12 protein-coding genes are annotated in these 13,071 nt (G+C 60.5%); 5 read left to right on the forward strand and 7 right to left on the reverse strand.

Going from position 1 to position 13,071, the window contains the following annotated elements; translation table 11 throughout:
* Positions 1–170: 170 nt before the first annotated feature.
* Positions 171–1,235 carry an alginate lyase family protein gene (locus HX830_RS05120; protein WP_177099173.1) on the forward strand — a complete coding sequence of 355 codons (1,065 nt, stop codon included), beginning with the start codon at positions 171–173 and terminating at the stop codon, positions 1,233–1,235.
* Between the two features lie 36 nt (positions 1,236–1,271).
* On the opposite strand, the gene gcvA is transcribed toward HX830_RS05120, so the two are convergent.
* The gene (gcvA, locus tag HX830_RS05125; protein WP_177099174.1) at positions 1,272–2,195 is read right to left on the reverse strand and encodes a transcriptional regulator GcvA; all 924 of its coding nucleotides are present in this window, start codon (positions 2,193–2,195) and stop codon (positions 1,272–1,274) included.
* 156 nt (positions 2,196–2,351) lie between these two features.
* On the opposite strand from gcvA, the gene HX830_RS05130 reads away from it, so the two are divergent.
* Both HX830_RS05130 and HX830_RS05135 read left to right on the forward strand, forming a co-directional pair.
* On the forward strand, positions 2,352–3,125 hold the full coding sequence (locus HX830_RS05130) for an SDR family NAD(P)-dependent oxidoreductase (RefSeq protein ID WP_152739606.1): 774 nt from the start codon (positions 2,352–2,354) through the stop codon (positions 3,123–3,125).
* A 132-nt stretch (positions 3,126–3,257) separates the two neighbouring features.
* On the forward strand, positions 3,258–4,256 hold the full coding sequence (locus HX830_RS05135) for a bile acid:sodium symporter family protein (RefSeq protein WP_177099175.1): 999 nt from the start codon (positions 3,258–3,260) through the stop codon (positions 4,254–4,256).
* 111 nt (positions 4,257–4,367) lie between these two features.
* On the opposite strand, the gene HX830_RS05140 is transcribed toward HX830_RS05135, so the two are convergent.
* The gene (locus tag HX830_RS05140; protein ID WP_103499782.1) at positions 4,368–4,799 is read right to left on the reverse strand and encodes a winged helix-turn-helix transcriptional regulator; all 432 of its coding nucleotides are present in this window, start codon (positions 4,797–4,799) and stop codon (positions 4,368–4,370) included.
* 108 nt (positions 4,800–4,907) lie between these two features.
* Here HX830_RS05140 and HX830_RS05145 point away from each other — a divergent pair, with 108 nt between their 5' ends.
* Complete coding sequence (locus tag HX830_RS05145; protein WP_177099176.1) at positions 4,908–5,672, forward strand: SDR family oxidoreductase; 765 nt, start codon at positions 4,908–4,910, stop codon at positions 5,670–5,672.
* On the opposite strand, the gene HX830_RS05150 is transcribed toward HX830_RS05145, so the two are convergent.
* Together HX830_RS05150 and HX830_RS05155 are read right to left on the reverse strand one after the other, a co-directional pair.
* The gene (locus tag HX830_RS05150) at positions 5,657–6,595 is read right to left on the reverse strand and encodes a 5'-nucleotidase (RefSeq protein WP_177099177.1); all 939 of its coding nucleotides are present in this window, start codon (positions 6,593–6,595) and stop codon (positions 5,657–5,659) included. The genes HX830_RS05145 and HX830_RS05150 overlap by 16 nt on opposite strands.
* 77 nt (positions 6,596–6,672) lie before the next feature.
* Entirely contained in the window at positions 6,673–7,998 is a 1,326-nt protein-coding gene (locus HX830_RS05155) for an LLM class flavin-dependent oxidoreductase (RefSeq protein ID WP_177099178.1), read from the reverse strand.
* A gap of 204 nt (positions 7,999–8,202) precedes the next feature.
* Here HX830_RS05155 and HX830_RS05160 point away from each other — a divergent pair, with 204 nt between their 5' ends.
* Positions 8,203–9,099, forward strand: a complete 897-nt coding sequence (locus tag HX830_RS05160; RefSeq protein ID WP_177099179.1) for a LysR family transcriptional regulator — start codon at positions 8,203–8,205, stop codon at positions 9,097–9,099.
* Positions 9,100–9,172: 73 nt separating this feature from the next.
* On the opposite strand, the gene HX830_RS05165 is transcribed toward HX830_RS05160, so the two are convergent.
* From HX830_RS05165 to HX830_RS05175, 3 genes are all read right to left on the reverse strand, one after another.
* Positions 9,173–9,817 carry a glutathione S-transferase family protein gene (locus HX830_RS05165; protein ID WP_177099180.1) on the reverse strand — a complete coding sequence of 215 codons (645 nt, stop codon included), beginning with the start codon at positions 9,815–9,817 and terminating at the stop codon, positions 9,173–9,175.
* Positions 9,818–9,944: 127 nt separating this feature from the next.
* Positions 9,945–11,492 carry an MFS transporter gene (locus HX830_RS05170; protein ID WP_177099181.1) on the reverse strand — a complete coding sequence of 516 codons (1,548 nt, stop codon included), beginning with the start codon at positions 11,490–11,492 and terminating at the stop codon, positions 9,945–9,947.
* Between the two features lie 66 nt (positions 11,493–11,558).
* Positions 11,559–13,070 carry an efflux transporter outer membrane subunit gene (locus tag HX830_RS05175; protein ID WP_177099182.1) on the reverse strand — a complete coding sequence of 504 codons (1,512 nt, stop codon included), beginning with the start codon at positions 13,068–13,070 and terminating at the stop codon, positions 11,559–11,561.
* Position 13,071: the final 1 nt, after the last annotated feature.

Raw genomic sequence — 13,071 nt, forward strand, 5'->3', positions numbered from 1 at the left:
ACCGGGTCTACTTGCTGCAAGCCGCCGAAGTGTTGAGCACCATGGCCGTTGTCGTCCCCTTCGTGGCGGTTACCGCTCGCCGGTTTCATCAAGAAAGAAACCACGCTGTGCTAGTTTTTCCAACACTTGCCAGCCGCACTGGTTTCACTTATCAAGCGTTGAGATAGAGCATGTCACGAGTTTTTCCCGGCACTGCAGCATGGGCCTTCGGTATCGTCGCAGCACTGGTCAGCACGCTCTCGAGTGCCACCACCTCACCTCAAATCATGAGCCTCTGCCAACCCGTCGCCACCAGCCCGTCCACCAAACATCTGCTGGCTACCGCACAAGGACATCTCGGCGATGGCATCCACGCCCTGCCCCATCTGCATACGGAAGGTACCCTGCCGAACCAGGGCATTCGCGAGCAGAGCATCGCGGCGGAAAAGGATTGGCCAGTATTGCGCCAAGCCGCCCTGGCCTGGCGCCTGGGCGCCGATCCGCGCTATCTGCAACAGGTCGACGAGGGGCTTGCCGCCTGGACCCGCACCTATCAGCCGGACTTCAACCCGATTGACGAGACCAATCTCGATCAACTGATCGATACCTATACCCTCACCGCCAACGCACTCAGCCCGCAAACGCGGGCCGCCAGCCAGGCTTTCCTGCGCAAACTCGGAAACGGCTACATCGCGCAAATCCGGCAGTTCCACGGTTCGAAGGGCGGTAAGGAGATCAACAACTGGCAGAGCCATCGCGTCAAGCTGGTGACAATGGCCGCCGCCGCACTGGCTGATCACGCCATGCTCGAACAGGCCTTCCAGCTGTTCCAGCAACAGGTGGCGGACAATCTCCTGCCGGATGGTTCGGTGTTCGACTTCAGGGAGCGCGATGCACTGCACTACGTCGTCTATGACCTGGAGCCGCTGGTTCAGGCGGCCCTGGCGGCCAAGCCCTACGGTGGCAACTGGCTGACTTACACCGCCCCCACCGGTTCTTCCCTGGTCCGTTCGCTCGATTGGCTGGTGCCCTATGCCAACGGTCAACGCAGCCATCAGGAGTTCGTGCATACCCGCGTGAAGTTTGACCGCGACCGTGCCAACGTCGGAGAGACCGGGTACAGCGGCACCTGGGAGCCGAAAAGCAGCAACAAACTCTACTGGCTCGCCGCGCAACTGGATGCCCGTTACTTGCCCCTGGCCCGGCAACTGTCACCAAACCCTCAGGACTGGATCGGGGCCTGTTACCTGAAATAGGCACGGGTAATATTTTCTTCAAGGAAAGAGAGGAACTCAGCCTCCAACGCTGGGGGACGCCTGCTCAAGCAGCCAGTCACGGAACGCCTGGATCTTTGCCAACCCCTCCATCTCGGGTCGATAGACGATGTAGTAGGCAAACACCAATGGATGACTGGCTTCGCCAAAGGGGCGGATCAACCGCCCCGCCGCCAGGTCATCGCGTAACATCACGCTGCGCCCCAGGGCCAGGCCCTGGCCATCAATGGCCGCTTGCAGCACGGCCGCCGAATTGTTGATGCGCAGTCCGTGTTCCGCGTTGATCTCGCCGTATCCTGAGGCATCGAGCCAGGTCCGCCATGTCGGGTAGGCCGGATCGCTGGCCATCGACAAATCATGGATCAGCGTGGCCTCGGCCAGGTGCTTGCCCGGTAATCGCCCGGCCTTGAGCAATGGATAGCTGGGCGCGCACACCGGGTACATTTCCTCGTCCATCAATTTGATCGCGGTCAATCCCGGCCAACGTCCCGCACCATAACGCACGCCGATATCCATGCCTTCGGCAATGAAATCCACGGGCCTGAGATTGGTGTCCAACAGCACATCGGTCTGCGGATAGGCCAGTTGGAAACGCTCGATCCGTGGCAACAGCCACTTGGCGGCAAACGCCGGGCTCACCGTTACGGTCAGCCCGGTGCTGAGCCCCCCCTCCTTCAAGCGCGCCAGCCCAACGCTCAGGCGCTCAAAGCCGTCACGAATATCCGGCAGCGCCTTGCGCGCGACATCGGTCAGCACCAGCCGCGTCGAACCACTCGAAGCACGATTGAACAGGGCAATCCCCAGCCACGCCTCCAGCGTGCGCACCTGCTGGCCCACGGCCGCGGAGGTGACATGAAGCTCTGCGGCCGCGGCCGAAAAGCTCTGGTGCCGGGCAGCCGCTTCGAATGCGCGAAGCGCGTTGAGATAGGTTGGCGTGGTCATCTGCTAAAGATTTTCTTTAATAAATGAAAAAAACTTCTGATTTGTTAGCCCTGCTGGCAAGGCGAAGAATAGCACCCAAGCCGAAGCACTACAGCAATTAAGACCCAAGCGTAGAACGGTTCAGGTTATTTCATCCACCCAGCACAGGGCAAAAACATGAAAAGATTTTCTTCCAAGGTCGCCATCGTCACCGGCGGCGGTTCAGGCATCGGCAAGGAAGTGGCGCAACGCCTGGTGGCCGAAGGCGCCAGCGTGGTGATCAGCGGCCGTGACGCGGCGAAACTGGAAAAAGCCGCCGTGCAGATCGACCCCACCGGCAAGCAGGTACGTTTCCTCGCGGCCGATATCGCCAAGCCCGCCACGGCCCAGGCCCTGGTCGAGCTGGCCAGCGCCGAGTTCGGCGGCGTGGATATTCTGATCAATAACGCGGGTGTGTTTAACCCCAAACCTTTCCTCGAGCTGGACGAGCAGGAATACGACGGCTTCGTCGATATCATCCTCAAGGGCAAATTCTTCATGGCCCAGGCGGCCGCCAAAGCCATGCAGCAACGCGGCGGCGGCGCCATCGTGCAGACCGGTTCCCTGTGGGCCCTGCAAGCCATTGGCGCGACGCCGTCGGCGGCCTACTCGGCAGCCAATGCCGGCGTCCATGCCCTGACCCGCAACCTGGCCATCGAGCTGGCGTCGTCGAATATCCGCATCAACACCGTCGCCCCCGCCGTGGTCGAAACGCCGGTGTACAACACCTTCATGGACAGCGAACAAGTCAAGGCCGTGTTGCCGACCTTCAACGCCTTCCACCCGCTGGGTCGCAACGGTCAGCCTGGCGATGTGGCCGAGGCCATCCTGTTCATGGCTTCGGAACAGGCGTCGTGGATTACCGGCACGGTATTGCCCGTCGATGGTGGCGTCACTGCCGGCCGTATCTGATCAAGGGAGACGGACGGCCGGGCGCGACGTTATGTCCGTTAGGCGACATTCATGGACTTATTGGCGTTAGTCGGCAATCCGTAGACAGGCTAAAGTCCCTCTACTGTTTCTGGCTTCTGGATGACCCGCCTGATGACCCGCCCTCGTTTCCTGCCCGACAATTTCACCCTGACCCTGGTCAGCGTGGTGCTTATCGCCAGCTTCCTGCCCGCCAGTGGCCAGGTCGCCGTCGGTTTCAGCTGGTTGACCAATATCGCCATTGCCCTGCTGTTCTTCCTGCATGGCGCCAAACTGTCGCGCGAATCGATCATCGCCGGTGCCGGCCACTGGCGCCTGCACCTGCTGGTGTTCAGCCTGACCTTTGTCCTGTTCCCACTGCTGGGCGTCGCGCTCAAGCCGCTGCTGTCGCCGCTGATCGGCGACAAGCTGTATATGGGCATGCTCTACCTCTGCGCCCTACCGGCCACGGTGCAGTCGGCGATTGCCTTCACCTCCCTGGCCCGGGGCAATGTGCCGGCGGCGATTTGCAGCGCGGCGGCGTCGAGCCTGTTCGGCATCTTCCTCACGCCCTTGCTGGTGACCTTGCTGCTGGATGTACACGGCAGCGGTGGCTCGACCCTCGATGCGATCCTGAAGATCAGCGTGCAACTGCTGCTGCCGTTCATTGCCGGGCAGATCGCCCGACGCTGGATCGGTGCCTGGGTGGGACGTAACAAGGCCTGGCTGAAGTTCGTTGACCAGGGCTCGATCCTGCTGGTGGTCTACAGCGCCTTCAGCGAAGCGGTGAACGAAGGCATCTGGCATCAGATCCCGCTCTGGGACCTGGCCGGTCTGGTGGTGGTCTGCGGCGTGATACTCGGGCTGGTGCTGCTGGCGTCTACCGTGCTGGGCAAGGCCTTTGGCTTCGACCAGGAAGACCGCATCACCATCCTCTTCTGCGGCTCGAAGAAAAGCCTGGCCACCGGCGTGCCGATGGCCCAGGTGCTGTTCGCCGGCAGCACCATCGGCGTATTGATCCTGCCGCTGATGCTGTTCCATCAGATTCAGCTGATGGTCTGTGCGGTGCTGGCGCAGCGTTATGCCAAACGGCAGGAGTCGGTGGCTGAATTGATGGGCCAGGTCGATCCGTGATGGTTTTGCCGGCTTTCGCGAGCCGGCGGCCTATACGGCAGAAGCCTTGACGACGACGCTGGCTGCGGACTTGCCGACCTGCAAGATATAGCCTCCCGACAATGGGCGGCTTTATTTTTTATTCTCATCGAAATCTCGACGCGACTTCTCGATCTCATCCAGGTTATTGGCGGCCCAAACCCAAACGCCACAAAACGCCGCGCTCAAGGTCACGCCTAAAGAAGTGAGGGTGTACTCGACTTTCGGAGGAACCACGGCGTACACCGTACGTTGCACCAATCCATCACGCTCCATCGCGCGCAAGGTCTGAGTCAGCATTTTCTGGCTGATGCCCTCTACCCGCTCGCTCAAACGAGTGAAGCGCAAAGGTTTTTTATCAATCAAGGCCTCAAGGATCAACATCGTCCATTTGTCCGCGACACGACCGATAAGGTCCGTCACCAACGATGAAATACGCGGATCTATGTCTACCGGGGGAGTCAAGCTGGAATAGAACCGCGCCGCCGCAATCTGCTCCTCGGTAAAGTTCGGAATGTCCCTCATCTTTTACACTCTCCGCCGGGTAAGTATCTAACGTTTGGGTGCCTTCTTTCATTTGGATAGTGTATCGCCCATGCTGGCCGCTCGTATCAAAAAACGAGGGCTAACCTGATGAAAATGAATAACCGTGTTGTCCTGATTACGGGCGCAAGCAGTGGGATCGGACTCGAACTGGCCCGTCAATTGATGGCGCTAGGGAATACCGTAATTATTACCGGGCGCGATAGGGAGAAGCTCAACTCAGTCCAAGCGTTACTGCCTGGCATACACACTTTTCAAAGCGACGTGAGTGACCCGGAGAGTATTCGCTCATTATTTCTGAACGTCAGCGAACAATTCGCCAATCTCGACATACTGATCAACAATGCAGGTGTGATGCGTAATATCCGGCTGAAGAACGAGTTCGAGCTCGTCAACCTGACCCAGGAAATAGACATCAACCTGAATGGCCCGATATGGATGATCCAGCAGTTTCTTCCGCTGTTACTCAAACAGCCGGAGAGCATGATCGTCAATATATCCTCCGGTCTCGCGTTTGTTCCCTTCCCCGCCGCGCCTATCTATAGCGCAGCAAAATCCGCACTCCATGCGTATACCCGATGCTTACGGGCGCAACTGAAGCAGTCCAGCGTCTCGGTTGTCGAGGTTGCTCCGCCGGGCACTGAAACCCCGTTATACCGAGACGAGTTTGCTCAGGAAATGAAGGGTACAAAAGGCATGGAGGTGGCGCTTCTGGTACGACTTGCAATCAAAGGGATAGAGGCCGGAAAGCCCGAAATCCGCCCAGGTCTCAGCAACGTACTGAAGATCGCAAGCCGAATCGCACCCGCTAGCATTTTCCGGCAGATGACCAGGATGAGTCAGCTTTTCGGCTGATTCGTCACACCGAACGGAATATGCACGGAAGGCACGACCGCGCTGGCCGACTTCAGGTGCCCCGACTGGTCGTCGAAGAAGATGTGCGGTTTCAGCACCGCCAGCACCCGACCTTTCTCGATGCCGCCGAGGAAAAAAGCGTCGTTGGCCATGACGCCCCAACTCTTCAGCGTATTCAGCGCCCGTTCGTGGGACGGCGCACTACGGGCGGTCACGATGGAAACCCGCAGACGGTTCTTGTACTCGGCGTTCTGCGCCTTGTATTTCTCTTCCTCCGACTGGATCTTCGCAATACGCACAAAGAACTCCTTGAGAGGTCCCGGATTGTGGGGCTGCGCGACATTCTTCACTTCATGGGCGTGAAAACCCACCAACCCGGACGCCTGCATCACCGACTCGGACTCATCCCCCGCGAGGACGCCATCAAAGTCGAAGGCGATCCTGAGGGTATCGTCGTCCTCGTCATCATCGGATTTCGAGTCCATCACCTGACCCGCCGGATACCCGGCCTTGATGGCGGCATCCACATCGGTCTTGTCGGCCGAAAGAAAGAGCGCAATATTCAAGGCCGGGATGTACTCGTAAGGCGACTTGCCCTGCATGAAGATCGCCCGCGTCATCCCCAGCCCATAGTGATCGATGGTTCTCATCACCCGCAGCCCCGTGTCCGGATCGTTCTTGGACAACAGCACCACTTCCACCAGGGGATCTTCCGGATCGGCGCTCAAATCATTCAGAGAGAGCAGGCGCTTGATAAAAGGAAAGGCGATACCCTTGGGCAACGGCTCGTCCAGCTTGCGCTCCTGGAATTTCCGATACTCCTCCTCCCCCTGACTCTTGAAGACCGCATCCGAAGCACTGAGGTCAAACACAGCGCTCGATGCCACGCCAATCACCAAGCGATTATCCAGCTCATAGGGCATAACCAATCTCCATCGTCATGGCGACATACTATCAGTAACCGCCAGTCGATGACCGTGACCAGCCTGCCACCCGGCACCTAGGAAAAGAATCGATTCTCCGGGCGTGGTAATCCGAGATTTTCCCGCAGGGTCGTCCCCTCATATTCACGCCGGAAAATGCTCCGTGCCTGCAACTCGGGAACCACCTTGTCGACAAAATCATCCAGTCCGCCCGGCAACCAGGAAAACATGATGTTGAAGCCGTCACTGCCTTCGGTCTCCAGCCACTGCTGCATCTCATCGGCAATGCTCCGGGCCGTCCCCACGAACGACAACCCAGCATAACCGCCCAGGCGCTGGGCCAGTTGACGGACCGTCAGTTGCTCGCGATCAGCCAGGGCCAGCACCCGCTCACGGGAACTCTGGCTGCCATTGGTTTCGGGGATTGGCGGGAGAAACCCGTCCGGATCAAACTTCGTGGCGTCGACCCCCAGGGCCACCGACAGCGAGGCCATCGCACTCTGCTCATGCACCAGGCTGTCGAGGTGCGCGCGGATTCGCCGGGCCTCCTCTTGCGTATCGCCCACCACCACAAAGGCCCCGGGAAGAATCTTCAGGTGTTCCGGGTTGCGACCGATCAGCTGCATGCGGCGCTTGATGTCGGCATAAAACGCCCGGCCCTCCTCCAGGGTGCCGGGCGCGACAAAAATCACCTCGGCCGTTTCAGCCGCCAACTGGCGTCCCGGCTCGGATGAGCCGGCCTGGACAATCACCGGCCACCCCTGCACGGGACGGGCGATATGCAAGGGGCCGCGCACGCTCAGATAACGGCCTTTGTGGTCCAGGGTGTGCAATTTGTCCGGATCGAAGTACACGCCGCTGTCGGCATCGCGCACAAAGGCGTCATCCGCCCAACTGTCCCACAACCCGGTCACCACATCGTAGAACTCCCGTGCCCGGGCGTAACGCTCATCATGGGAAAAGGCCTGCTCCAGGCCAAAGTTCAGGGCCGCATCGGGGTTGGCGGTGGTGACGATATTCCAGCCGGCGCGACCGTTGCTCAAATGATCGAGGGAAGCGAACCGACGGGCGATATGAAACGGCTCGTCATAGGTGGTCGATGCGGTCGCCACCAGGCCGATATGTTCGGTGGCCTGGCTGAGGGCGGACAACAATGTGAAGGGTTCGAATGAAGTGGCGGTATGACTGCGCTTCAAGGCCTCGATGGGCATGTTCAGCAAGGCCAGGTGATCGGCCATGAAAAACGCATCGAACCGGGCACGCTCCAGGCTTTGGGCGAAACGCTTGAGGTGGGCGAAATTGAAGTTGGCATCGGGATAAGCGCCAGGGTAACGCCAGGCGCCGGTGTGGATGCTGACCGGACGCATAAAGGCGCCCAGTTTGAGTTGACGTCGTGCACTCATGAAGAACTCCATCGTCAAAGAAGATTCCCGAGCATCGACCGGGAGGGCTTTTTCTGTCCAATAATCAAACGTGCTGGCTTATGCCATTGCCTCTCTTCGAGAGACAATGTGTCGCCCCAAAGGCGTCAATCACTCGGAAAATAACGTCTATAGTTCGCCTGCCGAAACCCACTGACAGGCTGAGGCGCTCAACGAGAGACAATAATGGAACGCATCGATGCTTCATTTCCGGACATTGCCGCCTTTGTCGGCGTCGCACAGACCGGCAGTTTTACCCGCGCCGCCGAGAACCTCTCGACCAGCAAATCCAATGTCGGCAAGGCCGTCCAGCGCCTGGAGGCGAGGCTCGGCACCAAGTTGTTCCAGCGCACTACCCGTGCCGTACGCCTGACCGAAGACGGTGAAACCTATCTGGAGGCGGCCATCGCCGCCCTCGATGGGCTTCGCGATGCCGCGCAGGCGTTGGCGGCCCGCAAGGAAGAACCCATTGGCCGCGTGAGGCTGGATATCCCCTCGGGCTTTCGCCAACTGTTCCTGCCGACCATTTCCGAGCTTCGTCAGCGCTATCCGCAGGTGACACTGGAGCTGTCCATGACCGATCGCATGTCCGATGCCGTGGGCGAAGGCTGGGACATCGTGGTCAGGGCCGGCGAACTGCCCCAGGACAGCGAGATGACCGTGCGCCGCTTATGCAACACCACACTCGCCCTGTACGCCGCCCCCGATTACCTCGCGCGCCACGCACCGATAGAGTCCGCGGCTGATCTGGTCAACCATGAAGCGATTATCTTTCGTGGGTTCACCGGTCGGTTACGGCCCTGGTCACTGGCTGAAAATGGCCAGATCCGCGAGTTCTCCCCCACTCCGGTGCTGGTGGTCTCGGATGGCCAGGCGGTGATCGACGCGGCCGTTGTCGGACTCGGCATTGCCCAACTCTTCGACAAGGTCGCCCAACCCTACGTGGATTGCGGCAGGCTGGTGCGTGTGTTGCCGGTGGTGGATGCACCCGGCCCGCCGGTTCACGCGCTGATTCCCCTGGGCCACCGGATGCCGGCGAAAATCCGCGCCGTGCTGAACTACCTGGCGGACCGCCTGCGCTAGACCATCTCCTCCGGCAGAAAGTTGCCAATAGGAAAGGCCGCAAAGCGGCCTTTCCTGCGCAACGACATCAACCTCAGGCCGACTTGCGCTCTTCGTGAAGCGCCACGATTTCGGCTTCGTCTTTCAGTGCTTTTTGTACAGAAGCCCGCGAATCGATACGGGCCTTGTAGGCCATCAGGTTTTTCAGATGAGTAATCGGCGCGCCGGAACGCTCATGCCACCAGGTACCGAACACATAGGCGTCGGCAACGGTGAAGGTATCGCCAGTGAGATAGGCACGGCCATCGGCCAGACGCGCATCAAGCACACCGTAGGCGCTGACCAACTTGGCGTGGCTCCATTTGATCCCTTCCTCGGTCATCAGCTTGCGCATCAGGGGGATGTGTTTCTGGGCGATTTCGGTCGCCAGGAAGTTCAACAGTTGATCAAACTTGGCTCGTTCCAGAGTGCCGGATGGCGGTGCAAGTTGCGATTCCGGAAACTGGTCGGCCAGGTAGGAAGAGATAATGACGGTTTCAGACAGTTGATCGTTCTGAGCATTGCCGAGAAGCAGAACCGGTACATAACCCAATGGATTGATTTCATTGAAGTCATCGCCATTGGAAGTGCTCTTGCCGAACACGTCGAAATGGATCAACTCCGGAGTCAGGCCCAGTTCATTGGCAATGATCTGGACGGTTTGGGAACAGGTCTGATTGGCGATATAGAGTTTGTTCATGATAGCGATACCTGAAGTCAGTTCGGTGAGTCGTACCCAGGTTGGGCGCGATGGATAAAGTGTGTGCTTTCAAGTTTTTTTGATAAACAACCGGCAAAGCGATGCTCTGTAGATCATTGGGCGACAATCAAAACGCGTCGCTGACCCCTTCCTCGGACACCGTGAGGTTTTTACTCAACAGGCCCAGCACCACCGCGGCGGAGGCCAGGGTGATCAGGGTCAGGATGTGCAACAGGTACTGGAACGCGGCCGCATAACCCGCCACCAGGCGCTCGTTGGCCAGGCCCGGTATCGTGTTGATCGCATGGGCCATATCGCCCGTGGTGACCCGATGCGCGGTTTCGGCGATCAGCGCCGCATCGGCACTACCGGCAACCACCTGGACGGCGTCGGACAAGTGGCTGTGCAGCAAGGAGGCAAGCATCGCGGCAACGCTGGCCAGGGCAATGCCCTCACCCGCCACCCGCACGGTGTTGAAAATCCCGGCGGCCATGCCGGCGCGCTCTTTCGGCACGACGCTGACCGACAGGCCATCCATCAAGCCCCATGGCAAGCCGGCACCGATACCGATCAACAGCATCGGGCCCACGAGGCCGAATTTCGGCTCGCCGACGTTGTACAAACTCAACCAGTGCAAGCCCACGGCAGCAATCAGAAAGCCCACGCCCGAGAGGATCCCCGCCGAGAGAAAACGGGTCAGCGAGGCGGCCAGCATGGGCACGACGAGCATCGGCGCGGACAGCGCCAGCAACAACAGGCCGGCGTCGATTTCACTCAGGCCTTCGACACCGATAAAGCGCAACGGCAGCATGACCACCAGGACGATATAGCAGTAGCAGGTACCGATCGGCAGCATCTGCACGCCGACGAACCGTGGGAACCGGAACAAGGTCAGGTCAAGCATCGGGCGCTTGACGCGCATTTCGATCATCACGAACGCCATCAGCAAGACTGCCGAAGCCGCCAGCAGGCAGACCACCAACGGGCTGCCCCAGCCGCTGTCCGGCGCCTGGATCACGCCAAAAGTGAACAGGGCCAGCATCGCGCTGAAGGTGATCGTGCCGGGCCAGTCCAGCCCCGTGGCGTCCGGGTCGCGGGTTTCACGCATGCGCGGAAGGCCAAAGACCATGGCGATCACACCAATCAGGGCGGTAAAGACAAAGATCGCCCGCCAGCTGAAGGCGTCAATCAGTACACCCGCCACCAGAGGGCCAAACGCCAGGCCGATACCGAAGGTCGTTCCCAGCATGCTGAACGCCCGGGTACGGGCATGCCCCTCGAACTCCTGCGCCAATGCGGCCGAACCACTGGCCAGCGCCGCCGCACCGGCAACGCCTTGGACGGCGCGCAGGACATCCAGCCAGAACACCGAGGGTGCCAGGCTCTGCGCCACGGAAGCGGCGGTGAACAGCAGCATGCCAAGGGTGAACAGGCGCTTGCGCCCATAGACATCGGCCAATGCGCCGGCCGCCATCAGCAAACTGCCGAAGGACAGCATGAACGCGTTGGTGATCCAGGTCAGGGCCACCGGGCTGCCGCCCAGATCCCGGCCAATCGCGGGCGTGGCAACCGCCCCGCCGGTAAAACTCAGGGGCAGCACCAAGGCGGAAAGACAAATCGCCGCCAGAATCAGCAGTTTGTCCCGCGACTGGGTGTCGTGGTCAATCGAGGTCATGATTTCACCGTTAGAAGGATGGAAAGTTGCGCGGGCAGCCTTTGAACATCGCGCTGCCCGCCAAAATCAATTTTGCGAAACCGCCACGCCCACCTTGGTCGGTACGGCATCGCCCCAACCGCCGCCCAGGGCGCGAATCAGGTTGACCGTTGCGGCCGCCTGAACGCCTTCCAGCTGCACCGCCGCCCGGCGTGATTGCAAGGCCACACGCTCGGCATCGATGACCGCGAAATAGCTGGCATCACCCTCGGTGTACCGAGCCCTGGCCAGTTTGGCCGCGCGCTGGGACGCGTCCACCGCTTGCGATTGAGTGCGGGTCTGGTCCTCCAGCAGCCTCAGGTCGGAGAGGTTGTCTTCCACTTCGCGGAAGGCCACCAGCACCTGTTGCCGGTAGTTGGCGACCTCTTCTTCGTAGACCGCCCGGGCATTGGCCAGATTGCCCTTGCGCAGGCCGCCATCGAAGATCGGCAGGTTCAGCGCGGTTCCGGCCAGAGGCCCCAACAGAAACGTACGGCTGCTCCACTTGAAGAGATTGCTCAACGAACCCGACTCGAAACCCGCCGAACCGGTCAGGGTCAGCGACGGGAAAAACGCCGCCTTCGCCACACCGATCCGTGCATTGGCGGCTGCCATGGAACGCTCGGCCGCGGTGATGTCCGGGCGCCGTTCCAGCAGCGATGACGGTAGGCCGGCGGGCACCCGCAGGTTCACCGCTTGCAGGGGATTGGCGGCCATGGAGAACTCCGCCGGCGTCTTGCCCAGCAATACCGCGAGACTGTGCTCCGAGGTCGCGCGAAGGCGCTGCACGGTCATGGCATCGGAACGTGCCGTCGCCAGTTCGGACTCGGCCCGGGCAACATCCAGATCGGCGATGTCACCCGTTGCGTAGCGCTGCTGGAGCAATTTCAAGGCCTGCTCGCGCAACTCGATCGCCCGGTTGTACACCTCGACTTCCGCGTCCAGTTCACGCAAGGCGAAATAGTTCTGCGCGACATCCGCCTGCAACGCCAGCAACACCGAATGGAACAAGGCTTCACTGCGCTGGGTTTGGGCGTCGGCGGCATCCACCGTCGAGGACACCCGACCGAACATGTCGACTTCGTAAGACACCCCGGCCTGGGCCCGCCACATCGTCTGGCTCGCGCCCTGGCCGCTGTCCGACTGGAACTGCGAGGCGGGCGAGACTTTCTCCCGGGTCGGGCCGAAGCCCGCGTCCAGGGTCGGGAACAGCGCGGAACGGGCCGATTGGTTCAGCGCCCGCGCCTCCTTCAGCCGGGCCGCCGCCGCCACCAGGTTCTGGTTGGCGTCGTGGGCCTGGCTTTCGAGCTGATTCAGCGCGGTGTCGTTGAACACCCGCCACCACTCGCCCCGTGGGATGGACTCCGACGGCTCGGCGGTTTTCCAGCTGCCCGCCTCAGCAGGCTTTAAAAGCGGCTGGGTCTTTTCCTCCTTGTACGCCGGCGGCATCGATACCTGTGGTTTGAGGTAGCTCGGGGCCAATGAGCAACCGGCAGTCGCCAGCAGGGTTGCCAACCACACCGTCCCGAAAAACATGCGATTCAAGGTCAATACTTTCATG

It is taken from the genome of Pseudomonas gingeri, assembly GCF_013385425.1.
Taxonomy (GTDB): domain Bacteria; phylum Pseudomonadota; class Gammaproteobacteria; order Pseudomonadales; family Pseudomonadaceae; genus Aquipseudomonas; species Aquipseudomonas gingeri_D.